29 protein-coding genes are annotated in these 25,532 nt (G+C 55.0%); 14 read left to right on the forward strand and 15 right to left on the reverse strand.

Annotated elements, in window-relative coordinates:
* The first annotated feature begins 227 nt into the window (after positions 1 to 227).
* The 3 genes from mdoG (at position 228) to BFV65_RS07785 (ending at position 4,614) form a co-directional block, all read left to right on the forward strand.
* A complete protein-coding gene (gene mdoG / locus BFV65_RS07775) occupies positions 228 to 1,781 on the forward strand; it encodes a glucans biosynthesis protein MdoG (protein WP_032622136.1) in 1,554 nt (517 codons plus the stop codon).
* The gene (gene mdoH / locus BFV65_RS07780; protein WP_069596436.1) at positions 1,774 to 4,302 is read left to right on the forward strand and encodes a glucans biosynthesis glucosyltransferase MdoH; all 2,529 of its coding nucleotides are present in this window, start codon (positions 1,774 to 1,776) and stop codon (positions 4,300 to 4,302) included. Before mdoG ends, mdoH begins: the two co-directional genes overlap by 8 nt.
* Positions 4,303 to 4,386: 84 nt before the next feature.
* On the forward strand, positions 4,387 to 4,614 hold the full coding sequence (locus tag BFV65_RS07785) for a YceK/YidQ family lipoprotein (RefSeq protein WP_003858030.1): 228 nt from the start codon (positions 4,387 to 4,389) through the stop codon (positions 4,612 to 4,614).
* A gap of 7 nt (positions 4,615 to 4,621) precedes the next feature.
* Here the strand turns inward: BFV65_RS07785 and BFV65_RS07790 are convergent, their stop codons facing one another.
* From BFV65_RS07790 to BFV65_RS07800, 3 genes are all read right to left on the reverse strand, one after another.
* Positions 4,622 to 4,996, reverse strand: a complete 375-nt coding sequence (locus BFV65_RS07790; protein ID WP_003858026.1) for a MysB family protein — start codon at positions 4,994 to 4,996, stop codon at positions 4,622 to 4,624.
* 79 nt (positions 4,997 to 5,075) lie between these two features.
* On the reverse strand, positions 5,076 to 6,311 hold the full coding sequence (gene mdtG, locus BFV65_RS07795) for a multidrug efflux MFS transporter MdtG (protein WP_022647708.1): 1,236 nt from the start codon (positions 6,309 to 6,311) through the stop codon (positions 5,076 to 5,078).
* 141 nt (positions 6,312 to 6,452) lie between these two features.
* On the reverse strand, positions 6,453 to 7,379 hold the full coding sequence (locus BFV65_RS07800; RefSeq protein WP_069596437.1) for a Kdo(2)-lipid IV(A) acyltransferase: 927 nt from the start codon (positions 7,377 to 7,379) through the stop codon (positions 6,453 to 6,455).
* Between the two features lie 218 nt (positions 7,380 to 7,597).
* On the opposite strand from BFV65_RS07800, the gene trhO reads away from it, so the two are divergent.
* Complete coding sequence (trhO, locus tag BFV65_RS07805) at positions 7,598 to 8,647, forward strand: oxygen-dependent tRNA uridine(34) hydroxylase TrhO (RefSeq protein WP_069596438.1); 1,050 nt, start codon at positions 7,598 to 7,600, stop codon at positions 8,645 to 8,647.
* A 38-nt stretch (positions 8,648 to 8,685) separates the two neighbouring features.
* Here the strand turns inward: trhO and BFV65_RS07810 are convergent, their stop codons facing one another.
* The 9 genes from BFV65_RS07810 to mdtH all read right to left on the reverse strand — a co-directional run bounded on the left by BFV65_RS07810 (position 8,686) and on the right by mdtH (position 15,370).
* Positions 8,686 to 9,264, reverse strand: coding sequence for a YceI family protein (locus BFV65_RS07810; RefSeq protein WP_022647711.1), 579 nt, complete (start codon positions 9,262 to 9,264; stop codon positions 8,686 to 8,688).
* Between the two features lies 1 nt (position 9,265).
* On the reverse strand, positions 9,266 to 9,832 hold the full coding sequence (locus BFV65_RS07815; RefSeq protein WP_069596439.1) for a cytochrome b: 567 nt from the start codon (positions 9,830 to 9,832) through the stop codon (positions 9,266 to 9,268).
* Positions 9,833 to 10,058: 226 nt separating this feature from the next.
* Positions 10,059 to 10,172: a YceO family protein gene (locus BFV65_RS07820; protein WP_069596440.1), complete on the reverse strand. Its 114-nt coding sequence runs from the start codon at positions 10,170 to 10,172 to the stop codon at positions 10,059 to 10,061.
* Between the two features lie 50 nt (positions 10,173 to 10,222).
* Positions 10,223 to 11,341, reverse strand: a complete 1,119-nt coding sequence (gene solA, locus BFV65_RS07825) for an N-methyl-L-tryptophan oxidase (protein ID WP_069596441.1) — start codon at positions 11,339 to 11,341, stop codon at positions 10,223 to 10,225.
* 114 nt (positions 11,342 to 11,455) lie between these two features.
* Complete coding sequence (gene bssS / locus BFV65_RS07830) at positions 11,456 to 11,710, reverse strand: biofilm formation regulator BssS (protein ID WP_023299782.1); 255 nt, start codon at positions 11,708 to 11,710, stop codon at positions 11,456 to 11,458.
* A gap of 274 nt (positions 11,711 to 11,984) precedes the next feature.
* The gene (gene dinI / locus BFV65_RS07835; RefSeq protein ID WP_022647715.1) at positions 11,985 to 12,230 is read right to left on the reverse strand and encodes a DNA damage-inducible protein I; all 246 of its coding nucleotides are present in this window, start codon (positions 12,228 to 12,230) and stop codon (positions 11,985 to 11,987) included.
* Between the two features lie 75 nt (positions 12,231 to 12,305).
* Positions 12,306 to 13,352 carry a dihydroorotase gene (gene pyrC / locus BFV65_RS07840; RefSeq protein WP_063853809.1) on the reverse strand — a complete coding sequence of 349 codons (1,047 nt, stop codon included), beginning with the start codon at positions 13,350 to 13,352 and terminating at the stop codon, positions 12,306 to 12,308.
* A gap of 128 nt (positions 13,353 to 13,480) precedes the next feature.
* Positions 13,481 to 14,041 carry a lipoprotein gene (locus BFV65_RS07845; RefSeq protein ID WP_022647717.1) on the reverse strand — a complete coding sequence of 187 codons (561 nt, stop codon included), beginning with the start codon at positions 14,039 to 14,041 and terminating at the stop codon, positions 13,481 to 13,483.
* Positions 14,042 to 14,161: 120 nt separating this feature from the next.
* Positions 14,162 to 15,370, reverse strand: a complete 1,209-nt coding sequence (mdtH, locus tag BFV65_RS07850; RefSeq protein ID WP_022647718.1) for a multidrug efflux MFS transporter MdtH — start codon at positions 15,368 to 15,370, stop codon at positions 14,162 to 14,164.
* A gap of 236 nt (positions 15,371 to 15,606) precedes the next feature.
* Here mdtH and rimJ point away from each other — a divergent pair, with 236 nt between their 5' ends.
* The 4 genes from rimJ to murJ all read left to right on the forward strand — a co-directional run bounded on the left by rimJ (position 15,607) and on the right by murJ (position 19,442).
* Positions 15,607 to 16,191 (forward strand): ribosomal protein S5-alanine N-acetyltransferase, encoded by a 585-nt coding sequence (rimJ, locus tag BFV65_RS07855; protein ID WP_003858007.1) that lies wholly within the window; start codon positions 15,607 to 15,609, stop codon positions 16,189 to 16,191.
* Between the two features lie 9 nt (positions 16,192 to 16,200).
* Entirely contained in the window at positions 16,201 to 16,851 is a 651-nt protein-coding gene (locus BFV65_RS07860) for a YceH family protein (RefSeq protein WP_045307934.1), read from the forward strand.
* 2 nt (positions 16,852 to 16,853) lie between these two features.
* On the forward strand, positions 16,854 to 17,777 hold the full coding sequence (locus tag BFV65_RS07865; RefSeq protein ID WP_069596442.1) for a Gfo/Idh/MocA family protein: 924 nt from the start codon (positions 16,854 to 16,856) through the stop codon (positions 17,775 to 17,777).
* A gap of 129 nt (positions 17,778 to 17,906) precedes the next feature.
* Complete coding sequence (gene murJ / locus BFV65_RS07870) at positions 17,907 to 19,442, forward strand: murein biosynthesis integral membrane protein MurJ (RefSeq protein WP_017384735.1); 1,536 nt, start codon at positions 17,907 to 17,909, stop codon at positions 19,440 to 19,442.
* 58 nt (positions 19,443 to 19,500) lie between these two features.
* Here murJ and flgN read toward each other — a convergent pair whose 3' ends face one another.
* From flgN to flgA, 3 genes are all read right to left on the reverse strand, one after another.
* Complete coding sequence (gene flgN / locus BFV65_RS07875; RefSeq protein ID WP_022647721.1) at positions 19,501 to 19,926, reverse strand: flagella biosynthesis chaperone FlgN; 426 nt, start codon at positions 19,924 to 19,926, stop codon at positions 19,501 to 19,503.
* A gap of 4 nt (positions 19,927 to 19,930) precedes the next feature.
* A complete protein-coding gene (flgM, locus tag BFV65_RS07880) occupies positions 19,931 to 20,224 on the reverse strand; it encodes a flagellar biosynthesis anti-sigma factor FlgM (protein WP_003858002.1) in 294 nt (97 codons plus the stop codon).
* Between the two features lie 93 nt (positions 20,225 to 20,317).
* On the reverse strand, positions 20,318 to 20,977 hold the full coding sequence (gene flgA / locus BFV65_RS07885; protein ID WP_022647723.1) for a flagellar basal body P-ring formation chaperone FlgA: 660 nt from the start codon (positions 20,975 to 20,977) through the stop codon (positions 20,318 to 20,320).
* A 157-nt stretch (positions 20,978 to 21,134) separates the two neighbouring features.
* Between flgA and flgB the strand changes: the two genes are divergently transcribed.
* From flgB to flgG, 6 genes are read left to right on the forward strand one after another with little or no spacing between them, the layout of a single operon-like run.
* Positions 21,135 to 21,551, forward strand: a complete 417-nt coding sequence (flgB, locus tag BFV65_RS07890) for a flagellar basal body rod protein FlgB (RefSeq protein WP_045622629.1) — start codon at positions 21,135 to 21,137, stop codon at positions 21,549 to 21,551.
* Between the two features lie 3 nt (positions 21,552 to 21,554).
* Positions 21,555 to 21,959 carry a flagellar basal body rod protein FlgC gene (flgC, locus tag BFV65_RS07895; RefSeq protein WP_003857997.1) on the forward strand — a complete coding sequence of 135 codons (405 nt, stop codon included), beginning with the start codon at positions 21,555 to 21,557 and terminating at the stop codon, positions 21,957 to 21,959.
* An 11-nt stretch (positions 21,960 to 21,970) separates the two neighbouring features.
* On the forward strand, positions 21,971 to 22,681 hold the full coding sequence (flgD, locus tag BFV65_RS07900; protein WP_003857994.1) for a flagellar hook assembly protein FlgD: 711 nt from the start codon (positions 21,971 to 21,973) through the stop codon (positions 22,679 to 22,681).
* Positions 22,682 to 22,707: 26 nt separating this feature from the next.
* Positions 22,708 to 23,916, forward strand: a complete 1,209-nt coding sequence (flgE, locus tag BFV65_RS07905) for a flagellar hook protein FlgE (protein WP_069596443.1) — start codon at positions 22,708 to 22,710, stop codon at positions 23,914 to 23,916.
* A 20-nt stretch (positions 23,917 to 23,936) separates the two neighbouring features.
* Positions 23,937 to 24,692: a flagellar basal body rod protein FlgF gene (locus tag BFV65_RS07910; protein ID WP_022647727.1), complete on the forward strand. Its 756-nt coding sequence runs from the start codon at positions 23,937 to 23,939 to the stop codon at positions 24,690 to 24,692.
* An 11-nt stretch (positions 24,693 to 24,703) separates the two neighbouring features.
* On the forward strand, positions 24,704 to 25,486 hold the full coding sequence (flgG, locus tag BFV65_RS07915) for a flagellar basal-body rod protein FlgG (protein ID WP_000625853.1): 783 nt from the start codon (positions 24,704 to 24,706) through the stop codon (positions 25,484 to 25,486).
* Positions 25,487 to 25,532 lie beyond the last annotated feature (46 nt).

The raw sequence follows: 25,532 nt of genomic DNA on the forward strand, positions 1-25,532 counted from the left end.
CCTTATCCCTAAGGCTCATAATGGTTACATTCGGAGCCAACCCTACACCAAGACCGACACCCTGTCTCCAGGATAAGCACGCAAAGTGTAAAGCGGGTTCTTTCATTTGCTTAATCCATGAGCCAGCGAGCTGAACAAAGCAGTGATAATGTTGTCGGATTGCCTGAGTTTCCATTAAAATGGATCGGATCGATATAAGCACACAAAGGGGGAAGTGCTTACTTATTATGAAACATAAACCACAAATGATGAAAATGCGTTGGTTGGGTGTAGCAGTGCTGTTGTCACTGTATACCTCATCTGCACTGGCCTTTAACATCGATGATGTCGCAAAACAGGCTAAATCGATGGCGGGCAAGAGCTACGAAGCGCCAAAAAGTAACCTGCCCTCCGTTTTCCGCGACATGAAATACGCGGACTATCAGCAGATCCAGTTCAATCACGATAAAGCGTACTGGAACAATATTAAAACCCCGTTCAAGCTTGAATTTTACCACCAGGGTATGTACTTCGACACGCCGGTTGCCATCAATGAAGTGACGGCGACCGCGGTACGTAAAATCAAGTACAGCCCGGATTATTTCAATTTTGGCGATGTGCAACACGATAAAGACACGGTGAAAGACCTCGGCTTCGCAGGCTTCAAGGTGCTTTACCCGATTAACAGCAAAGATAAAAACGACGAAATCGTCAGCATGCTTGGTGCCAGCTACTTCCGCGTGATTGGCGCGGGGCAGGTGTACGGGCTTTCTGCGCGCGGTCTGGCAATTGATACCGCGCTGCCATCAGGTGAAGAATTTCCACGTTTTCGCGAGTTCTGGATCGAACGTCCAAAACCAACCGACAAACGTCTGACAATTTATGCGCTGCTGGACTCCCCTCGTGCGACAGGCGCTTATCGCTTCGTGATCATGCCAGGGCGTGACACGGTGGTTGACGTGCAGTCTAAAGTTTACCTGCGCGATAAAGTGGGCAAACTGGGCGTCGCGCCGCTGACCAGCATGTTCCTGTTCGGGCCGAATCAGCCGTCTCCGGCGACTAACTTCCGCCCTCAACTGCATGATTCTAATGGCCTTTCCATTCATGCTGGTAACGGCGAGTGGATCTGGCGTCCGCTGAACAACCCGAAACACCTCGCCGTCAGCAGCTTTGCGATGGAAAACCCGCAGGGCTTTGGTCTGCTGCAACGTGGCCGTCAGTTCTCCCGCTTTGAAGATCTGGACGACCGCTACGATCTGCGCCCAAGTGCCTGGGTTACACCGAAAGGCGACTGGGGTAAAGGCAAGGTTGAGCTGGTTGAAATTCCAACCAATGATGAAACCAACGATAACATCGTGGCGTACTGGACACCGGATCAGCTGCCTGAAGCCGGTAAAGAGATGAACTTCAAGTATGCGATCACCTTCAGCCGTGACGAAGACAAACTGCACGCACCGGATAACGCGTATGTGATGCAGACGCGTCGTTCTACGGGGGACGTGAAGCAGTCCAACCTGATTCGTCAGCCGGATGGCACGCTGGCATTTATCGTGGACTTCACCGGGCAGGATATGAAAAAACTGGCGCCGGATACTGCCGTGACGGCACAGGCCAGCATTGGCGATAACGGTGAAATCGTTGAGAACGCCGTGCGTTACAATCCGGTCACCAAAGGGTGGCGTTTGACCCTGCGCGTGAAGGTGAAAGATCCGAAACAGACCACTGAAATGCGCGCCGCGCTGGTCAGTAACGATAAGCCGCTGAGTGAAACCTGGAGCTATCAGCTACCTGCCAATGAATAATACATCTGAATATATTGATGCCATGCCGCTAACGGACATTGAAAAAGCGGCACTCCCTGCGAGCGACATCCGCGCGGTTCACACCGCGCTGGATGGTGAACATCGTCACTTTTCCCGTGATGATGATACGCCGCTGGGGTCAGTGAAGGCACGTCTGGAGCAGGCATGGCCAGACTCGCTGGCAGAAGGGCAGTTAATCAAGGATGACGAAGGGCGTGACCAGCTACAGGCGATGCCGAAGGCCACGCGTTCCTCTATGTTCCCCGATCCGTGGCGCACCAACCCGGTGGGTCGCTTCTGGGATCGCCTGCGTGGGCGTGACGTGACGCCGCGCTATCTGTCACGTCTGACCGAAGAACAGCAGGCGTCCGAGCAGAAATGGCGTACCGTGGGAACGATTCGTCGTTACATTCTGCTGCTGCTGACGCTGGCACAGACGGTTGTCGCCACCTGGTACATGAAAACTATTCTGCCGTACCAGGGCTGGGCATTGATTAACCCTGCTGACATGATTGGCCAGGATATCTGGGTCTCCTTCATGCAGCTGCTGCCGTATATTTTACAGAGCGGCATCCTTCTGCTGTTTGCCGTGCTGTTCTGTTGGGTCTCCGCCGGGTTCTGGACGGCGCTGATGGGCTTCCTGCAACTGCTGATGGGGCGTGACAAATACAGCATTTCCGCGTCGACGGTCGGGGATGAACCCCTCAATCCTGAGCACCGTACCGCGCTGATCATGCCTATCTGTAACGAAGATGTTGACCGCGTATTCGCCGGGCTGCGTGCCACCTGGGAGTCCGTAAAGGCGACCGGTAACGCGGCGCATTTCGACGTCTACATCCTGAGCGACAGCTACAACCCGGATATCTGCGTGGCAGAGCAAAAAGCCTGGATGGAGCTGATTGCTGAAGTGCAGGGCGAAGGGCAGATCTTCTACCGTCGTCGTCGTCGTCGTGTTAAGCGTAAGAGCGGGAACATCGATGACTTCTGTCGTCGCTGGGGTAACCAGTACAGCTACATGGTGGTACTGGATGCGGACTCCGTGATGAGCGGCGACTGCCTGAGCGGGCTGGTCCGTCTGATGGAAGCCAATCCGAACGCGGGTATTATTCAGTCCTCGCCAAAAGCGTCCGGTATGGACACGCTGTATGCGCGCTGCCAGCAGTTTGCGACCCGCGTCTACGGGCCGCTGTTTACTGCCGGTCTGCACTTCTGGCAGCTGGGTGAATCTCACTACTGGGGCCACAACGCCATTATCCGCGTGAAGCCATTCATTGAGCACTGCGCCCTGGCGCCGCTGCCGGGTGAAGGATCGTTTGCCGGGTCCATTCTGTCGCATGACTTTGTGGAAGCCGCGCTGATGCGTCGCGCAGGGTGGGGCGTCTGGATTGCCTACGATCTGCCGGGCTCGTATGAAGAGCTGCCGCCGAACCTGCTGGATGAGCTCAAGCGCGACCGCCGCTGGTGTCACGGTAACCTGATGAACTTCCGCCTGTTTCTGGTGAAGGGGATGCACCCTGTTCACCGTGCGGTGTTCCTGACGGGCGTCATGTCCTATCTGTCTGCGCCGCTGTGGTTTATGTTCCTGGCACTCTCGACCGCGTTGCAGGTTGTGCATGCCCTGACGGAGCCGCAGTACTTCCTGCAACCGCGCCAGCTGTTCCCGGTGTGGCCGCAGTGGCGTCCGGAGCTGGCGATTGCGCTGTTCGCGTCGACCATGGTGCTGCTGTTCCTGCCTAAGCTGCTCAGTATCATTCTGATCTGGTGTAAAGGTTCGAAGGAGTACGGTGGTTTCTGCCGTGTAACCCTTTCACTGTTGCTGGAAGTGCTGTTCTCGGTCCTGCTGGCACCGGTGCGTATGCTGTTCCACACGGTATTCGTGGTGAGCGCGTTCCTGGGATGGGAAGTGGTGTGGAATTCACCGCAGCGTGACGATGACTCTACGCCATGGAGTGAAGCCTTTATGCGCCACGGCTCTCAGCTGCTGCTGGGCCTGGTGTGGGCCGTTGGTATGGCCTGGCTGGATCTGCGTTTCCTGTTCTGGCTGGCGCCAATCGTCTTCTCGCTGATCCTGTCGCCATTTGTGTCGGTGATCTCCAGCCGTTCTACGGTGGGCCTGCGTACCAAACGCTGGAAGCTGTTCCTGATCCCGGAAGAGTATTCTCCGCCGCAGGTGCTGGTGGATACCGATACCTATCTGGAGCAGAACCGCAAACGCACGCTGGATGATGGCTTTATGCACGCCGTGTTTAACCCGTCATTCAACGCGCTGGCAACCGCGATGGCGACTGCGCGTCACCGCGCCAGCCAGGTGCTGGAGATCGCCCGCGATCGCCACGTTGAGCAGGCGCTGAATGAGACGCCAGAAAAGCTTAACCGCGACCGTCGTCTGGTGCTGTTGAGCGATCCGGTGACGATGGCACGGCTTCACTACCGCGTGTGGACTTCTCCGGAGAGATACTCTTCGTGGGTGAACTACTACAAGGACGTGAAGCTGAATCCGCTGGCCCTGAAGGCGAAGTAAGTTGTTAAGTAGGGCGGGTAAGCGAAGCGCCACCCGCCAAATAAAATACCGGCTGTGAGGCCGGTATTTTTTTAGAGGTCAGAAATGAAAGTAATCATCGTCGTCATGATGGCATGCCTGCTCAGCGGCTGCGGCAGCATCATCAGCCGCACCATTCCCGGACAGGGCCACGGGAATCAGTACTACCCCGGCGTACAGTGGGATGTCCGCGATTCCGCATGGCGCTATCTCACCGTGCTCGATCTGCCGTTTTCGCTGATTTTCGACACGCTACTGCTGCCCATCGATGCCAGCCACGGCCCTTACGAGTAACGAGAGCTTATCGCTCATCCCATTCATCCGCTGCGGCCTGACCCTCTTCGGTATCCAGCGGCGGTTCGAGCTGAAACTCACCTTCATCCCATTCATGCAGCGTATTTTCTTCCAGCCACTCCTGACGTAACTCAATTTCGTCATAGTCGCCGTCGAATACCGCCTGCGCACCTTCACCACTCAGTATCGGCAGACATTCTCCGTCTTCACCTTCATCAGCAAAGAATTCGGCCTGCCACATAATATCGCCGTCCTGAAGGACGTATTTTTGGATATTGAGTTGTTGCACGTCAGCATCTTCTTCCTCAATGCCGGGATTATCGGCGAGGAATTCTTCGCGAGCGGCATCGATAGCTTCTTCCAGCGTGGCGTACATGGTCATTGGTGTCTCCCTGTTTTTCGTGAAGGTATTCAGGGAAAGAATAGCTGATTATATGATTTTGCAAGTATGAATGCGTAAATTAGCCGTCACGATGTTGTGTTATGCGCGCCGGGCGTAGCGCCCGGGATAAGCTGAGCCAGGAATAAACAGCGTTGAACAGCACGACGCCTGCCGTCACGATAAAGACCGCCCGGAAACCGAAACTGGCCGAAACCCCCGCGCCGACCAGCGGCCCGGTGACGTTACCCAGATCGCGAAACGACTGGTTGTAGCTGAAAATACGCCCGGCAATCTGGTTGGTGGAGTTATAAACCAGCAGCGTCTGCACCGCAGGAAGCAACGCGCCGTCCGCTGCGCCCAGCAGAAAGCGCAACACGCCGAGCTGCCAGGGAGACTGCACCATCGACATGGGGATCAGCAGCAGAACGGAGAGGATCAGGGCGCAGATCAGAATTTTCTCCGGGCCGATGCGATCGCCCAGCTTGCCGAGCCGCGGCGCGCTCAGCAACGCGGCCACGCCGGGAACAGAGGCGATCAGGCCGCTAATAAAAGCAATGTTGCTGACGTTTCCCGCCAGATCGCGGACATAGAGCGTCAGAATAGGCGCGATTGAACCGGTGGCCACCTGAATAATCATGGTGGTCACAAACAGGCTCAGCACCAGCTTTGGGTTTTTCAGCGAGGCCAGCACATCCCGGGCGTGCAGCATCTCTTTTTTGGCTACCGGCGTGAAATTCTCGCGGATGCAGATAAGCGTCACGAGGAAGCAGAGGAACAGCACGCTGGCGGTAATGAAGAATACCGGCCGCAGTCCGTAGTGGTCGGCCAGCAGCCCGCCCGCCAGCGGACCCAGCAGTGCGCCGCTTACGCCGCCAGTGGAGAGCGTACCCAATGCCCAGCCGCTTTTATGGCGTGGGATTTGGGTTGCGATCAGGGCGTTGGCATTGGGGATAAATCCCCCGAGCAGACCCAGAAGCGCGCGTAATATCAGAAACTGCCAGACATTTTGCGCCACCCCCATCAACAGCATTATGATCGCCATGCCGAGCGCGGAGCGCAGCAGCATAATTTTGCGGCCTTTGCGATCCGCAAGCCCACCCCAGAAAGGCGACGCAATGGCGGAGAACAGGAACGTAATGCTGAACACCAGGCCGGACCACATATTCAGTGCGCTATGGCCGGTGACGCCGAGCTGTTCAACGTAGAGGGGCAGGAAGGGCATTACCAGGCTAAAGGCGGCGCCAGTAAGAAAACAACCCAGCCATGCAACCGTCAGGTTGCGTTTCCAGTTTATGGGAGCATCTGTGGAGGACATAACTATCCGCATAATGAGGTGCAGGGCACCGTGACCAGTGAGGTAATAAGCCTGCTAATTATGCGCCTGGGGTATGATTGCCGCAATGACGGGGAGTTTTTAAAGCTAAAACAGCTTGCGGCCCGGAAGACCGCATGCAGATTAATAACGAGAAGGGACGCCCTGAGGCCGGGTTTTGAAGCGGCGATGCAGCCACATGTACTGCTCGGGAGCGAGCATAATGCATTTCTCCACAATGCCGTTCATCCAACGCGCGGTAGTTTCCGCGTCGTCGAGCGGCGGAGCGAGTTCCGGCTCCAGCATGATGAGCTGATAGCCTGAACCGTCCGGCTTACGGCGCGGCACAAACGGCACGATAGCGGCTTTGGACATCCGCGCCAGCATCCAGGTCCCGGTGGTCGTCGCGGCCTCTTCCACCGCAAAGAACGGGACAAACACGCTGGATTGCGGGCCGTAGTCATGATCCGGGGCATACCAGACCACTTCACCTGATTTGAGGGCGCGGATCATCCCTTTAAGGTCTTTGCGGTCGATCATGCTTTTATTCGAGCGCATGCGTCCGTTGGTCTGGATCAAATCGATCACCGGATTATCGTTGGGACGATAAACGCCAATACCCGGCGCCTGCATGCCGAACATGCGTGCGCCAATTTCGAGTGTCAGGAAATGAACGCCAATCAGCAGGACGCCAGTCTGGTTGGCCTGGAGATGATGCACCGGATCCATGCCGGTTCCGGCCACTTCCGTCCAGCGCGCCATGCGCTTATCAGACCAGAACCAGGCCATACCGGTCTCCATCAGTCCCATGCCGACAGATTCGAAGTTTTTAACCACCATGTCGTGACGCTCAGATTCGCTCATCTGAGGAAAGCAAAGCTCAAGATTTCGATACGCGATCCTGGCGCGACGCTTCATAAATTGTTGAGCAATGCGGCCCAGTCCTTTACCCATGCGGAAAATTACGGGATAAGGCAGCTGTACAATTAGCCACAACAAGCCAATGCCTGACCATGTTAACCAATAGCGTGGGTGTAAAAGCGCGGCAGTAAATTTCGGTAACTGGGTCATGTCTGTCCTGTGTTCTAACGTCCTGAAGGGCTATTGTCTCATTTTTTGAGGCATAGCCAAAATGTCTGTCATCGAAACATGAAAGAATATGCAAGTGTTAAGTCTGATTAATCAGGTTGACTGAAATGTAGCGTAAATTGTGTGGATGTAAATTGTCTTTGTTTGCTATATCATGCCGACCGATTTTTATTTCTCAACGATTGCAGGACTTGTACACCATGCCAGTGTTACACAACCGCGTTTCGAATGAGATGTTGAAAGCGCGTATGTTGGCCGAAACCGAACCGCGCACAACGATCTCTTTCTATAAATATTTTACCATCAACGATCCACAGGCGACCCGCGATGCGCTTTACCAGGCTTTCACCGCCCTGAACGTGTTTGGTCGCGTCTATCTGGCGCGTGAGGGTATTAACGCGCAGATCAGCGTGCCGGAAAGCAAAGTCAGCGCCTTCCGCGATCTCCTTTATGGTTTTGATCCGGCGCTTAACGGCTTACGCCTGAACATTGCGCTGGATGATGACGGCAAATCGTTCTGGGTGCTGCGCATGAAGGTGCGTGAGCGTATTGTGGCGGATGGCATCGACGATCCGAGCTTCAATGCCGCGAATGTGGGGGAGTACCTCAAGGCCGCTGAAGTGAACGCGATGCTCGACGATCCGGATGCAGTGTTCATCGATATGCGTAACCACTACGAATATGAAGTGGGCCACTTCGAGAATGCGATGGAAATTCCTGCCGACACTTTCCGTGAACAGCTGCCGAAAGCGGTTGAGATGATGCAGAAGCATAAAGACAAAAAGATCGTTATGTATTGCACCGGGGGGATCCGCTGCGAAAAAGCCAGTGCCTGGATGAAACACAACGGTTTTAATAAAGTCTGGCATATTGAGGGTGGGATCATTGAATATGCCCGCCGCGCCCGCGAGCAGGGGTTACCGGTGCGTTTTATCGGTAAAAACTTTGTGTTTGATGAGCGTATGGGCGAGCGAATTTCAGAGGACGTAATCGCTCACTGCCACCAGTGCGGTACGCCGTGCGACACGCATACCAACTGCAAAAACGACGGTTGTCATCTTCTGTTTATTCAGTGTCCTGCATGTGCCGAGAAGTTTAATGGCTGCTGTAGCGAGCTGTGCAGTGAAGAGAGTATCCTGCCTGAAGAAGAGCAACGTCGTCGCCGTGCCGGGCGCGAGAACGGGAATAAGATCTTTAATAAATCCCGGGGCCGACTGAATACCAAACTGGGTATTCCGGACCCGGAGTAAAACATTGCCCGGCGGCGCAAAAGCCTGCCGGGCCTGTTTTATGACTTCTGCTGAACGCCTTCCACCGAAATAATCAGCTCTACATCCTGCGATGCCGGTCCTAAATCTGTGGTGATATTAAAATCTTTCAGATGAATTTTGCCGGCGGCTTCAAAGCCAGCACGTTTTCCGCCCCACGGATCGTCGCCCTGGCCGATTAATTTCGCATCCAGTGTTACCGGTTTTGTTACGCCGTTCAGCGTAAGATTACCGGTAATAGCGAGCTTATCACCGTCTTTCTTCACTTCTGTCGACGCGAAAGTAGCTTGCGGGAATTTGCCTACGTTCAGGAATTCAGCGCTGCGCAGATGTTTATCACGCTCGGCGTGATTAGTGTCGACGCTGTTAGTATTAATGGTGACGTTTACTTTATCGGCAGCAGGGTTTTTCTCGTCGAAACTAAATGTGCCATCGAAATCATTGAACGTACCATATAACCAGCTGTAACCCAGATGCTGAATACGGAAATTGACGAAGGCATGCTGGCCTTCTTTATCAATTTTATAGTCGGCGGCAATGGCCGAACCGGTGGTAAATAACAGCGAACCTAATGCGATACCCAACAGGCGTTTTTTCATTTTATGCTCCAGAGTCAACTGACGAACGGCCAAGCATGCGCTTCAGCGTATCGTCTTTATCAATAAAGTGGTGTTTCAGGGCCGCAAGGCCATGCAGAACAGACAGGATCACCACGCTCCATGCCAGCCACAGATGAACCACACCTGCGGTGTCAACCTGTGAACCGGCGTCAGCCAGCGTGGCAGGGACGTCAAAGAGCCCAAACACGCTGATCGGTTTGCCGTCTGCGGTCGAAATGAGATAACCGCTGATCAGAATGGCGAACAGCAGGGCATAGAGTGCGATATGTGCGCCAACAGCGCTTATGCGGGTAAGACGGCCATGGCTTTTGGGGGCTGGAGGGGGCGGAGAGAGATGTCGCCAGATCACGCGAAAAACCAGACCCATCATCAACAGAACCCCAATGCTTTTGTGCAATTCGGGGGCCTGATGATACCAACCGTCATAATAGCTTAATGTCACCATCCAGAGGCCGAGACCAAACATGGCATAGACAGCAAGTGCAAATAGCCAGTGTAAACACATGGATATTATTCCGTAGCGGCTGGAGGAGTTACGCCATTGCATATGAATTTCCGTTCTCAAATGACTGAGCAATAAAAATGGCCGGATTAATTAAATAATGCAACTGAAAAAAAGGAATAATGTTATTTAGTTATTTTATTTCAGCGAATTTGAATATGTTTCCGCAATGTATTTCAATCGCTTCGTTCAATAAATTTGAGATGACTTTTTATAAAAACTATAAGTTAAATAAGTTTAAAGGAGTGTCAATAAACGTCAGTGATGGTTTTCAGAAGAATACAATAAAGATGACGTCAACAATCGCCAGCAGCGACCAAAGGACAATGTAGAGCATGAAATGCTCGCGGATGTTACTGATAAGGTAATTCACCAGTCTGCGCATCATGATCCTCTCGCAAATCAGGCTCCGGTTATTCGGAGCCTGTAGCGGTATTATCGGCTAAAGCGCGAGAGCGCGAAGGGTTTGAGATCAAACGAAGGCGCAATCCCCTGAGCAAACTGGGCGGCGATTTCACCTAACACAGAGGCAAATTTAAACCCGTGACCGCTGAGCCCGGTTACGATCAGGGTGTTGTCGTGCCCAGGCAAGGTGTCGATGATGAAGTCTTCATCTGGCGTATTGTCGTAGGTGCACGCTGCGCCATAAAGCAACCCGCCTACGCCCGGCAGAATATTACGCAGGAACGTGAAGGCTTCGGAACCATCCTGCGGATAGGCTCCGTACGGCTTGCGTTCTTCCGCAGAGGAAATTACCTGTCCGCCGTTATGTTTGCCAATCTTGAGCGCGTCTTTTTCCGAGGGGAAACCGTAGTACTGGTCGCCATTAGGTAACTCGCCCGTGAACGCCGGGAATTTGTTCTGGCTGCTGTAACGCCCGTCAGACTGGAACCAGGAGAAGACTTTGCGTACCGGCTGGATGGGCAGATCCGGCAGCAGTTTCGTCACCCACGTTCCCGCACTGACCAGCAGGCGTGCGGCGGTATATTCACCTTCAGACGTGGTGACGGTTGAACCCCCGGCATGGTGGGTGATGCCCGTGACCGGACAGTTAAACAACTGTGCGCAGCCCGCTTTGGCGGCGAGATCAATCCAGGTCTTAATGGCCGTTTCGCTGTGCAGTACCCCGGAATTGGCTTCAAACAATCCAATGTAGTCTTCAGGGACAGAAATTTCCGGCCAGCGCGCCATTATGTCGTTCGCATCCAGACGCTCAACGTCCAGACGGTAGGCTTTCGCGCTCTCCTCGACATTCGCCAGAAACGTGGAGTTGGCGGGCCCCAGATTAATAACCCCGGTGCGCTCAAAAATGCGTTCTTCGGTGACTGCGGCCAGCTCATCCCACAGCGTCTGAGCCCGAAGCACCAGCGGTACATAGCGTTCACCTTCACCGTAAGCGTGACGGATCAAACGGGTATCGCCGTGATGGCTTCCTTCAGAATGGGGGGGAAGGTGGGCGTCAATCATCAGCACATTCAGACCCGCCTGCGTAGCGTAATAACCGGCTGCAGATCCAACGGAGCCGCTTCCGATAATGATCAAATCGTATTTCATAGGCTTCTCTTTACTAACGCTTTGTTAGCAGAGTAATTAACTATGTGGGCTTATACAAGAGCGAAATAAATAAGGCACCGCGAGGGTGCCTGTTGAGTGAAAAGGGGCATAAGGTCAATGCCGTTTATACTCATTTTCCTGGTAGTCGCCAGATTCTATTTTTGCGATGCCTGCTTCCAAAATAGAAATAAACTGACGGGCGACGTCTGTTGTAAGCCACAGCGTCTGTCCAACTTCCGCTTCGTCACGGTTTAGCTGATTCGGGGTCTGGTAGTGCAAACGCAGCATCAGCGCATCGTAGCTGTCTACGGTGCTGATATCCCAGCCAACGAGTGGATGGGTCTGGATGACTTCATTATTCTTTTCCATTATAACCCCCTTAATGCGTGTTAGAAGACAACGACTTTGAGGTTCAATGCATGTTTTTCTGAAAGCTTTTTCAGTATATCAATTAATAAGGGTTCCGCAGGAAAAAATAAACGGGTAGCAACACATTTTTCTGCTTTTTAGGATTGTTCGAACAATAAAACGTCATCTTGTTCACGATTTTCTAAGAAGATACTGAAATATTTTGAACTTCCAGGAGACGAAACGAAAAAAAGCCGGGGCGACCCGGCAAAAAAACACAATGAGGGAGCAAATTTTAATCAGTGATAAACCAGTCGTCGGCGCTTTCCCATGTTTCCTGCAAAATTTCGCTGATGCGGTCTTTGTCTTCTTTCGCGCCGCCAATGACGGAAAGATGGTTTGCTGTCGCATAACGTACCGTTATGGCGCCATCGTTTTCAGGAAAAGTGCTGTTAATACGTCGGGATAGCTCACCCGCCAGAGCGTCGAGTGCGCCAGCAGGCAGGACGGTGGTTTTGGCAATGGTGACTTCAATACGCATAAATGCCCCCTGTGTAATATACTGTTTATTTATACAGTTATATTGGCGGTTTGACAACAGGGGGATGACAATTTTTTAGCTTTTTACCGTCCAGCTTACGGTTTCACCGGCCAGGAAGGGGATCAGCGTATCGTCGGTGAGCTCAATCGACGCTTCAACCTGGCTTTCTTTGCGCTCCAGCTCAATGAACGTGTCATTAACCGGCAGACCGTAGAAACGCGGGCCGTTAAGGGAGCAGAAGGCTTCGAAATGGCCTAACGCGTTCATCTCGTCAAAGACGGTTGCGTAACTTGCCAGGGCGGTCGGGGCGTTAAAGCAGCCTGCACAACCGCAGCTAGCCTCTTTTCGGTGACGGGCATGCGGGGCGGAATCCGTGCCGAGGAACGCGCGCGGGAAGCCGCTGGCGACCAGTTCACGTAGCGCCTGCTGGTGGATATTGCGCTTGAGGATCGGCAGACAATACAGATGTGGGCGAACGCCACCCACCAGCATGTGGTTACGGTTAAACATCAGGTGCTGCGGGGTGATGGTGGCGGCAATCAATTCGTTTCCATCCCGGACATACTCTGCGGCATCTTTGGTCGTAATGTGTTCAAACACTACCTTCAGCCCAGGAAGACGCTGGCGCAGCGGCTCCATGACCGTTTCGATAAAACGCGCTTCGCGATCGAAAATATCAATGTCAGCGTGGGTCACTTCCCCGTGCACCAGCAGTGGCATTCCCAGTTTTTGCATACGCTCCAGAACGGGCATGATGGCGTCAATGCTCGTCACCCCATGGCTGGAGTTGGTGGTGGCGTTTGCCGGGTAGAGCTTCGCGGCGGTGAACACACCTTCGTTAAATCCGCGCTCAACCTCATTGGGATCCAGCGAGTCCGTCAGGTAGCAGGTCATCAACGGAGTAAAATCGTGCCCGGCCGGAACGGCGTCAAGGATACGCTGGCGATAGGCGATCGCGGCCTCGACGGTGGTGACTGGCGGAACCAGGTTAGGCATAACAATCGCACGGCCATAAATTTCGCTGGTATACGGCACGACGGTTTTCAGCATGTCGCCATCACGAAGATGGATATGCCAGTCGTCTGGGCGGCGGATTTTGAGAACCTGGGATTGTACAGTCATGGAAGCTCCGGCTTGAAAGGGATCAGTCATAAGATGGCTGTTTTTGCCGGACACAAATCATAAGCGGAAACGTTTTCGTTTGCACACTATTCCGTTAAAAAAAACGGGCGCCTGAGCGCCCGGAGTATTTAGTCGGTGAAAGGAATGATGATTTCACCCGGTTTCACCTCTATCCCTTTGGCATATTTTTTCGCCAGAGATTCGCCCTTACTCTTGTCTTCGCTCAGAACGTAGGCGGGCTGCTGGTTGAAATAGTTCTGTAACGACTGGTTGAGATAAGGCATCAGCGTTTGCAGCACCGGTTTCATTTTATCCGGCGTGATGACCGCATCGACGATTTCCATCTCTTGCAGGAAAATTGCCCCTTTCTCTTTATTGAAGACCGGCAGCGCCTTGAGCTTCAGCTTGATATCCGCTTTCTGATTGCCGAAGAGCGAGGTCATGTCCAGGCTGGCATCGCCGGACAGGGTGACTTTGTTAGGCTCCTCGCGCCCAATCTGGCTGGCGAGATTCGTCAGGACGATATGTGCATCCGCAAGGCCGGGCACGCCGATATCTTTTGAAAAGTTATTATGTTTTTCCAGCGCCTGATTAATTTCCTGCTCACTGACGGTGTACTGCGTAAGCTGGTTACATCCCACCAGCAGCCCACTGACAATTAACGCAGCGGCAATAACGATCTTTTTCATGGTGTTCCTCAACATAAAATCGGCGCATCTGTCCTGATACGCCAGTATGTCAGGGTGATCCTGGAGAAACCAGCAGAAAAAACTGATAGTGAAGGGAGGTAAATATCCTCCCCCAGAAGGTCAGGCGCCAGGCTCCAGCATCCCGCGGGTGCTGCGTTTATCACTGAACTGCCACCAGAGGGCAATCAGCGTCATAAAGCCGACCATACCGAGCATGACCCACGGCAGCTCCGGCTGATGGAGCGCTTTTCCGGCATCAAACAGCCAGCCGCCACCGGTGTAACCCAGCGCGCCACCAAGCGCCAGTCCGAGACGGCTGAAGCCCATGTAGCTGCCACGGGCCCGGGCGTCGGCAAGTGACGCGCTCAGGGTTTCACGGGCCGGCTCGGCAATGATTGAGCCAATATAGAAGGTGCAAATCAGCATAAACAGCTGCTGGAGTGAGCTCACCAGGCCGATGGGCATCATGCTCAGCGTCATCAGCAACAGCCCGGCCATCAGACGGTGCTCAAGCCGGAAACGGCGCTCGCTCCACCGGGCAATCGGATAGAGCAGAGTCAGAGAAAGGCAGGCCTCAATGGCATACATCCATTTTACCGCCGCCGGCGTGCCGGCAATATCGTTAACCATAATCGGCAGCATCAGCATGACCTGCACGGCGAGCATGTAGTAGCCGGTCAACGTTAAAACATAGGTGACGAAGCGTTTATCGCTCAGCACGCGGTCAAGCCCTTCCCGCACCGGCGCTTTTACCGTCGACAGCTTCCATGCAGGCAGAAACAGACCGTTAAACAGCGCGCAGAGAATAAACAGCACCGCGCCGGTGGCGCAGACCAGGCGGAAATCGTATTGCAGCAGCCAGCTTCCCAGCAGGGCGCCCACTACCGCGCCAGCGCTGTCCTGCATCATCAAAATTGAGAAGAAACGACCCCGGTGTTGCGGACGGATAAGCTTAACCACCAGCGCGGTACGCGGTGGGTCGAAAAGGGTGCCGCCAATCCCGGAAAGGAAACAGGAGAACCACAGCAGCCAGGGGTCATGAGCGATTGCCATCGTGGCGAATCCCGCCGCACGTAATAGCATGCCGGTGACGATCATCGGTTTCGCACCAAAGCGGTCGGCTATTGCCCCGCCAAACACGCCAAGACCCTGTTGTACAAACTGGCGTAAGCCCAGCGCGATCCCGACCATTAGCGCCGCCCAGCCCATTTGATCGACAAAACGAATCGATATAAGTGGAAAAACGACAAAAAAGCCGAGCACGACCAGCATGTTATCGACGAGCAGGAAATATTTACCCAGGCTCCTGGCCTGTGATACGCGGGACATTTTCCCTCCAGGGAAAATAAAAGGTGAGCACGCTAATATTCTGCGGTGTCGCCGCGCTTTTTCACATACCTGCTGGCGACAATATTTTTTTATCAAAAAGGTGCTTTGATAGAGAGTTCTCATCGAAAAATGTGAAAAGCGATAAAAATGGTATGTCACTGTTTTCACAGAAGGCACAGGCGCAGGTATAGTAAAGCTAACAGGCAGAGCAGAAGCGACGGGAAGGAGTGGTATCGATGTTTGGCTATCGCAGTAATGTGCCAAAAGTGCGTCTGACGACGGACAGGCTGGTCGTTCGTCTGGTGCATGAGCGTGATGCCTGGCGTCTGGCGGATTATTACGCCGAGAATCGCCAGTTTTTAAAACCCTGGGAACCCGTTCGGGACGAGAGCCATTGCTACCCCTCTGGCTGGCAGGCGCGCCTCAGTATGATTGCGGAATTTCACAAACAGGGAAGTGCGTTTTATTTCGCGCTTCTCGATCCGGAAGAGAAAGAGATCGTTGGCATTGCCAATTTTTCAAACGTAGTACGCGGGTCGTTTCACGCCTGCTATCTCGGGTATTCCATCGGCCAGAAATGGCAGGGGCAGGGGCTCATGTTTGAGGCGCTGACGGCGGCGATTCGCTACATGCAGCGCACGCAACATATCCATCGCATTATGGCGAACTACATGCCGCACAATAAGCGCAGCGGCGATCTGCTGGCCCGCCTGGGGTTTGAGAAAGAGGGCTATGCCAAAGATTATCTGCTGATTGACGGCGAGTGGCGGGACCATGTCCTCACCGCGCTCACCACGCAGGAGTGGACCGCGGGTCGTTAAGGAGAAAAGATGAAATATCAGTTAAATGGCGCCGAAGCGCGCGTGATTGGCTGCCTGCTGGAAAAGCAGGTTACGACGCCGGAACAGTATCCTCTTTCCGTGAATGCCGTCACGATGGCCTGCAACCAAAAGACGAACCGTGAGCCGGTGATGAACCTTGGCGAGTACGAGGTGCAGGATATCCTTGATGAGCTGGTGAAGCGCCACTACCTGCGCACCGTCAGCGGCTTCGGTAATCGCGTCACTAAATATGAACAGCGCTTTTGTAATTCCGAATTTGGCGATTTAAAACTCAGCGCCGCAGAAGTGGCGGTTATCACCACGCTGCTGCTGCGCGGGGCGCAGACGCCGGGTGAACTGCGCACACGCGCCTCCCGCATGCATGAGTTTCAGGATATGCAGGACGTTGAACAGACGCTGGAGGGATTAGCCTCACGCGAGGACGGTCCTTACGTGGTGCGTCTGGCCCGCGAGCCGGGCAAGCGTGAAAGCCGCTACATGCACCTGTTTAGCGGCGACGTGGAGTCCTCTACGCTTGCCGTCGAATCCGACACGCCAGCATCAAACGACAGCCTGACTGCGCGCGTGGCAGCCCTGGAAGACGAGGTTGCCGGGCTGAAGCAGCGTCTGGATGCTTTACTCGCACACCTGGGAGATTAACCGTGACTACATTACGCATTGGAGTGGTGGGGCTGGGCGGGATTGCGCAAAAAGCCTGGCTGCCCGTTTTAGGCGCCGCGTCAGACTGGACGCTGCAAGGGGCGTGGTCGCCCACTCGCGAGAAAGCAGAGCGCATCTGCAAAACCTGGCGCATCCCTTATGCTGGCTCACTCCAGGATTTAGCCCGTGAATGTGATGCGGTATTTGTGCATACCTCAACCGCGACGCACTTCCAGGTGGTGAGCGAGTTGCTGAACGCAGGCGTTCACGTCTGCGTTGATAAGCCTCTGGCGGAAAATGTGCAGGATGCTGAACGACTGATTGAGCTGGCCGCGCGTAAAAAGCTGACGCTGATGGTCGGCTTCAACCGCCGTTTTGCGCCGCTCTATCAGAAGCTTAAAGCGCAGTCCGGCTCGTTTGCCTCTCTGCGTATGGATAAGCACCGTACCGACAGCGTGGGGCCGAACGATCTGCGGTTCACGCTGCTGGATGATTATCTCCACGTCGTGGATACGGCCCTGTGGCTGAGTAACGGAAAAGCCCAGCTGCAAAGCGGCACGCTGCTGACCAACGAGCAGGGTGAAATGGTTTACGCCGAACATCATTTTGCCGTTGAGCATTTACAGGTGACGACCAGCATGCATCGTCGGGCGGGCAGCCAGCGCGAGTCCGTGCAGGCTGTTACGGATGGCGCGCTGTATGACGTCACCGATATGCGAGAGTGGCGGGAAGAGAAGGGCAATGGCGTGCTCGCGTTACCCGTTCCCGGCTGGCAGAGCGCCCTGGAGCAGCGTGGCTTTGTGGGCTGCGCGCGTCACTTCATTACCTGCGTGCAGAATCAGACGGTTCCTGAAACGTCCGGGGAGCAGGCCATTCTGGCGCAGCGCATCGTGGAACGACTCTGGCGCGAAGCGATGTCGGAATAACTCGCTGTAACATCTGCCGATAGTAATTCGTTAAAATCCGGTTAGACTAAGCGCCGCTTGTTGGCTTTGCCGGGTGGCGCTTTCGCTTATCCGTCCTGGAAATCCGTAGGGTTGTGGAACTTCACGTTAATGAACTTATTAAAATCGCTGGCGGCCGTCAGCTCGATGACCATGTTTTCCCGCGTGCTTGGCTTTGCTCGCGATGCCATTGTAGCAAGGGTTTTTGGCGCAGGGATGGCGACTGACGCCTTTTTCGTTGCGTTCAAGCTGCCGAACCTGCTGCGCCGTATTTTTGCCGAAGGGGCTTTCTCACAGGCATTTGTCCCGATCCTCGCGGAATATAAAAGCAAGCAGGGCGAAGATGCCACCCGCGTTTTTGTGGCGTACGTTTCCGGTTTACTGACGCTGGCGCTGGCGATCGTGACCGTACTGGGGATGCTGGCAGCGCCCTGGGTAATCATGGTAACGGCGCCGGGCTTTGCCGACACGGCGGATAAATTTGCCCTGACGACGCAACTGCTGCGGATAACCTTCCCCTATATTCTGCTGATTTCGCTGGCGTCGCTGGTGGGTGCCATCCTGAATACCTGGAACCGCTTCTCCGTGCCGGCCTTTGCCCCCACGTTCCTTAACGTCAGCATGATTGGCTTTGCGCTGTTCGCCGCGCCGCATTTTAACCCACCGGTGCTGGCGCTGGCCTGGGCCGTGACCGTCGGCGGGGTGTTACAGCTTGCTTACCAGCTCCCGCACCTGAAAAAGATCGGCATGCTGGTTCTGCCGCGCATTAATTTCAAAGATGCGGGCGCAATGCGCGTTATCAAACAGATGGGACCGGCAATACTCGGCGTGTCCGTCAGCCAGATCTCGCTCATCATCAATACTATCTTCGCCTCTTTCCTGGTGTCGGGCTCGGTGTCCTGGATGTACTACGCCGATCGTCTGATGGAGTTTCCATCCGGGGTGCTGGGCGTGGCGCTGGGGACTATTCTGCTGCCGTCGCTGTCGAAAAGTTTCGCCAGCGGCAACCACGATGAATACTGCCGCCTGATGGACTGGGGTCTGCGTCTCTGTTTTCTGCTGGCGCTGCCAAGCGCGGTGGCGCTGGGGATCCTGGCGAAACCGCTGACGGTGTCGTTGTTCCAGTATGGAAAATTCACCGCCTTTGATGCCGCCATGACCCAGCGTGCGCTCGTAGCCTACTCGGTGGGGCTGATGGGGCTGATTGTCGTGAAGGTGCTTGCGCCCGGCTTCTATTCACGTCAGGACATCAAAACGCCGGTTAAGATTGCCATTGTGACGCTGATCATGACGCAGCTGATGAACCTGGCGTTTATTGGTCCGCTGAAACACGCGGGTCTGTCACTGTCGATTGGTCTGGCGGCCTGTCTCAACGCCGGGCTGCTGTACTGGCAGCTGCGTAAGCAGGATATCTTCACCCCGCAGCCGGGCTGGGCAAGCTTCCTGCTGCGTCTGGCGATCGCGGTAGTAGTGATGGCGGCCGCGCTGGTTGGCATGTTGTATGTCATGCCTGAATGGGCGCAGGGCACCATGCCTTACCGCCTGATGCGTCTGATGGCCGTGGTGGTGGTCGGGGTGGTGGCGTACTTTGCCACGCTGGCGGTGCTTGGCTTCAAGGTGAAAGAGTTTACCCGCCGCACGGTATAAACGCCAAAAGGGGAGTCACCAGAAGGTGCTCCCCGCTTCATGACATGCCGCTAGTGCGTCAAATCGAAATCTTTTTCCCGCCCGTGATACGTGCCGTGGCCGTTTGACCATCCGCACCGTACAGCCCCGGCTCTTTATAGGGCTTTAACACCTCAAGCGCCTGCTGATTACGGATAATCTGACCTTCCAGCAGCCAGCCGTTATGCTGGTTGAGATCGCGAAGATGCTGGGTTTTTTCTGTAATGGTCTGCCAGCGTTCGTTGATCTCATCATTGGCGCTGCGTTTCGTGTCTTGCTCAGCGCGTCGCTGTTTTTCCAGATAATCCAGGGTCGCCAGCAGCGAGCTTTTATCTTCAGTAATGCGTTGCAACGCGCTGCCGTTGATTTGACCAGAAGAGAGGTGGTGCTGTTCTGCGTCCATCACCGTTTTCAGGTCGTTCAGGACCACCGTCATCTGATCCAGTATTTCTGACAGTCGACTCATACGGTTAGTTACTCTGGAGGAAACTCTGTGCGTCCTGAATCAGCGCATCAGCGATTTTGCTGGTATCCATTTTCAGTTCGCCGTTACGGATAGCCGTTTTCAGCGCTTCAACTCGTTCCATGTTGATATCGCTGCTGCCTGGCTGCATCAGCTTCGACTGCGCATCGCTCAGCGTGACGCTGGTGCTGTTAGCCGTCGAGGTTTTTTCCAGACGCGTTTTTTGCGGGGCAGCCTCATTCGTTTCGCGAGGTTGTACAGTGCTAACCGGCTTCAGGGCTGATGTACGATCAATGCTCATAGTGTTGTCCTCATCGAGGGTTCGCGGCGTTTGCGCCTGACATCATCATTTGTTGAATATTTATCGGCAGTCGCCGCGAAATCTTTAAAAAGATTACAGGTTAATCAGAATATTCCCATCAGGACCGACCGTGCCGCTGACCACCTGGCCTGAGGACATTCTGACCCGGGCATTTTGCGCCACTGCGGCATTATTCAGCGCTTTTCCTTCACTGTTGATACTAAAGCCTTCGCCATTGGCGACCACCATCACCTGTTGTCCCGCCTTCACCCGCCACGCCTGGCGCAGCATAGAGAGCTGTATCGCCTGTCCAGGGGCGACATCGCGCAGGCTGACCGCCTCCTGAGCCTGGTTAATATCCAGCATCGTCCGCGGTGGAAGCTGATCCAGACGGCCTCGCTTCAGCGTTACGCTGTCTGGTTGCAGCAGGCTGCCCCGGGGAATGGGAACGGCGGCGACAACATAATTGCCTGTCGCCTGAACCGCAACCTGTAAATAACGTTTTTCGTTGGCGCAACGCGCCAGCACATTCACGTTGCCCCATAATCGGGTGCTGCCGGTCACGCTAAATGACGGGGCTTCGCAGGAAGGGTAAAGGTTAGGCGGGGTGCGTACGGTCACGCGTACGTCATCGCTGAAACCGGCCAGCTTCTGCGCAAAGAATGCATTGAGCTGGTTCTCTAACCCCTCAGCCTGCACAAGAGGGCTCAAAAGCAGCAGGGTCGCCGCAAGGCCACGTTTAAAAGTCCGCATCGCACGTTCCACCATGTCCAGAATTAAGCAAATTCTACCCGCAGTGGTTTTCCATCAACGCAACAAATAGCGACGCATTTTGCGCTTATTCCGTCGATAGGGGAGACGGGGTGAGATTTAAGCTGTGAACTGAAATTTTCTCATCAGCGGAGGAGACATGCTCGATAAACTCGACGCCGCGTTACGTTTTCAGCAGGAAGCGCTCAACTTACGCGCCCAGCGGCAGGAAATTTTAGCCGCCAATATCGCCAACGCGGACACCCCCGGGTATCAGGCGCGCGATATTGATTTTTCCAGTGAACTCAAAAAAGTGATGGAGCGTGGACGTGCCGAAGGGACGGGTGTCTCACTTGCCCTGACATCCTCACGGCATATTCCCGCTCAGGCGATGACCGCGCCAACAACTGACTTACTTTATCGTGTCCCCGATCAGCCCTCGCTTGACGGCAATACCGTCGACATGGACCGGGAGCGCACACAGTTTGCCGATAACAGCCTGCAATACCAGACAGGCCTGACGCTACTCGGCGGGCAAATCAAAGGCATGATGACCGTCCTGCAGGGGGGCAATTAGTAAATGGCCTTGCTGAATATTTTTGATATCGCCGGTTCGGCATTAACGGCGCAGTCCAAACGACTGAACGTGGCAGCCAGTAACCTGGCCAACGCCGACAGCGTGACCGGACCTGACGGACAACCGTATCGCGCTAAACAGGTCGTCTTCCAGGTTGATGCTGCACCGGGTGCGGCAACGGGCGGCGTGAAAGTGGCGGACGTGGTTGAGAGCCAGGCGCCCGACAAGCTGGTTTACGAGCCAGGCAACCCGCTCGCGGATGCCAGCGGCTACGTGAAAATGCCGAACGTGGATGTGGTCGGGGAGATGGTGAACTCCATGTCCGCGTCACGCAGCTACCAGGCAAACGTCGAAGTGCTTAATACCGTGAAGAGCATGATGCTCAAAACACTCACTCTCGGCCAGTAAAGGAGACACGCATGTCCATCGCCGTAAACGTGAATGACCCGACAAATACCGGCGTCAACAGCACCAGTAGTGCAACCGGTTCCAGCTCTCTCACCGGGAGCAATGCCTCCGATTTACAGAGCAGCTTTCTGACCCTGCTGGTGGCACAGCTGAAAAATCAGGACCCGACCAATCCGATGCAGAATAACGAACTGACCACGCAGCTTGCGCAGATCAGTACCGTCAGCGGCATTGAGAAACTGAACACCACGCTCGGCTCGGTCTCCGGTCAAATCGATAACAGCCAGTCCTTGCAGGCCGCCAACCTGATCGGTCACGGGGTGATGATCCCGGGGACCACGATTCTGGCGGGCACCAGCACCACCGATGGCACGTCCACCACCACCACGACGCCGTTTGGCGTTGAGTTGCAGCAGCCAGCCGACAAAGTCACCGCCACCATCAAAGACGCCAGCGGCAACGTGGTGCGCACGATTGAGATTGGCGAGCTTAAAGCGGGCGTTCATACCTTTACCTGGGATGGCAGCCTGACCGACGGCACTAAAGCGCCTAACGGCTCGTATCAGGTTGCGATTAGCGCCAGCAACGGCACCACGCAGCTGGTGGCTCAGCCGCTACAGTTTGCCCTGGTTCAGGGCGTCATCAAAGGTAGCGATGGCAACAAACTGGATTTGGGTACCTCCGGTACCACCACACTCGACGAAGTTCGGCAGATTATCTAAGCCTTCATACTTATCAGGAGTAAGTCATGGCCTTTTCTCAAGCGGTCAGCGGCCTGAATGCTGCGGCCACCAACCTGGACGTCATTGGCAACAACATCGCCAACTCCGCGACCTATGGTTTTAAATCCGGTTCTGCGTCTTTTGCAGATATGTTTGCAGGCTCTAAAGTGGGCCTGGGCGTGAAGGTTGCGGGTATCACCCAGGACTTCACCGACGGGACGACCACCAACACCGGTCGTGGTCTGGATGTCGCCATCAGCCAGAACGGTTTCTTCCGTATGGTGGATGCCAACGGTTCCGTGTTCTACAGCCGCAACGGCCAGTTTAAGCTGGATGAAAACCGTAACCTGGTGAACATGCAGGGGCTACAGTTAACCGGTTATCCGGTTGCCGGCACGCCGCCGACGGTGCAAACCGGTGCGAATCCGCAGGCGATCACCATCCCAACGACGCTGATGGCGGCGAAGTCCACCACCACGGCCTCTCAGCAGATCAACCTGAACTCCACCGATACCGCGCCAACCGTCGCATTCGACCCGACCAACCCTGACTCTTACAACAAGAAAGGCACCGTGACGGTGTTTGACAGCCAGGGTAATGCGCACAACATGAACCTGTTCTATGTCAAAGACGCTACTCCAGCTAACTCCTGGAAGGTGTATTCGCAGGACGGCAGCGTAGCGGGAGATGCAGCGAAACTGGCAACCACATTGGTCTTTAATGAGAGCGGTGTGTTGACCGGCGGTGGGGAAGTCGATATCGAGACCGGGGAGATCACTGGTGCAACGGCGGCAACCTTCAAAATGAGTTTCGCGAACTCCATGCAACAGAACACCGGTGCGAACAACATCGTGGCGACGAGCCAGAACGGTTATAAGCCGGGCGATCTGGTGAGCTACCAGATCAACGATGACGGCACCGTTGTCGGTAACTACTCCAACGAACAGACCCAAGTGCTGGGCCAGATCGTGCTGGCTAACTTTGCCAACAACGAAGGCCTGAAATCCGAAGGGGATAACGTCTGGTCTGCCACGCAGTCTTCCGGGGTTGCCCTGCTGGGAACCGCGGGTTCCGGTAACTTCGGCACGCTGACTAACGGTGCGCTGGAAGCCTCCAACGTCGATCTGAGTAAAGAGCTGGTGAACATGATCGTCGCGCAACGTAATTACCAGTCCAACGCGCAGACCATCAAAACCCAGGATCAGATCCTCAACACGCTGGTTAACCTGCGTTAAGCAGCTGACGGGAAAGCGCAATGGATCACGCAATATATACAGCGATGGGCGCAGCAAGCCAGACGCTCAATCAGCAGGCTGTTACCGCCAGCAACCTGGCGAACGCCTCCACGCCTGGTTTTCGTGCACAGCTCAACGCACTGCGTGCGGTGCCGGTAGAAGGGCTGTCATTGCCCACGCGTACGCTGGTCACCGCCTCCACGCCGGGCGCCGACATGACGCCAGGCCAGATGGATTACACCGCGCGTCCGCTGGACGTTGCCCTTCAGCAGGACGGCTGGCTGGCGGTGCAAACGGCTGACGGCGCAGAAGGGTATACCCGCAACGGTAACATTCAGGTGAGCGCCACCGGACAGTTGACGATTCAGGGGCATCCGGTGATGGGCGAAGCCGGTCCGCTGACGGTGCCGGAAGGGTCAGAGCTGACCATTGCGGCAGACGGGACGATCTCGGCGTTGAATCCGGGCGACCCGGCCAACACCGTTGCGCCTGTCGGTCGTCTGAAGCTGGTGAAAGCGGAAGGCAATGAAGTGCAGCGTGGTGATGACGGGATGTTCCGTCTGACTCAGGCGGCGCAGGCCACGCGTGGCGCCACGTTACAGGCCGACCCGACCATCCGCGTGATGTCCGGCGTGCTGGAAGGCAGTAACGTCAAACCGGTCGAAGCCATGACCGACATGATCGCCAGCGCCCGCCGCTTCGAAATGCAGATGAAAATCATCAGCAGCGTCGATGAAAACGCAGGCAAGGCTAACCAACTTCTGGCTATGAGTTAACAGGACTCCCTATGATCAGTTCTTTATGGATCGCGAAAACCGGTCTGGACGCACAGCAAACCAATATGGATGTAATTGCCAACAACCTGGCAAACGTCAGCACCAATGGTTTCAAGCGCCAGCGTGCGGTTTTCGAAGATTTGCTTTATCAAACGATTCGTCAGCCAGGGGCGCAGTCTTCTGAGCAAACCACGCTGCCGTCCGGTCTGCAAATTGGTACCGGCGTACGCCCGGTCGCCACCGAGCGTCTGCACAGCCAGGGCAACTTGTCCCAGACCAACAACAGCAAAGACGTTGCCATCAAAGGTCAGGGTTTCTTCCAGGTGCAACTGCCTGACGGGACCTCCGCCTATACCCGCGATGGTTCGTTCCAGGTGGATCAGAATGGTCAGCTGGTGACGGCGGGCGGCTTCCAGGTTCAGCCTGCGATCACCATCCCGGCGAACGCGCTGAGCATCACCATTGGCCGTGACGGTATCGTCAGCGTCACTCAGCAAGGTCAGGCCGCGCCGGTTCAGGTTGGTCAGCTCAACCTGACGACCTTCATGAACGATACCGGACTGGAAAGCATCGGTGAGAACCTCTACACCGAAACGCAGTCTTCCGGCACGCCAAATGAAAGTACCCCCGGCCTGAACGGTGCGGGGCTGCTGTACCAGGGGTATGTGGAAACCTCGAACGTTAACGTGGCGGAAGAGCTGGTGAATATGATCCAGGTCCAGCGCGCCTATGAAATTAACAGTAAAGCAGTGTCGACGACCGACCAGATGCTGCAAAAACTGACGCAACTCTAAGGTGTAGCCCGGTGCGGTAAACGTCGCACCGGCTCCCTGTTTTCGA

Origin of the sequence: Enterobacter hormaechei subsp. hoffmannii, from assembly GCF_001729745.1 — a bacterium.
Classification (GTDB): Bacteria; Pseudomonadota; Gammaproteobacteria; order Enterobacterales; family Enterobacteriaceae; genus Enterobacter; species Enterobacter intestinihominis.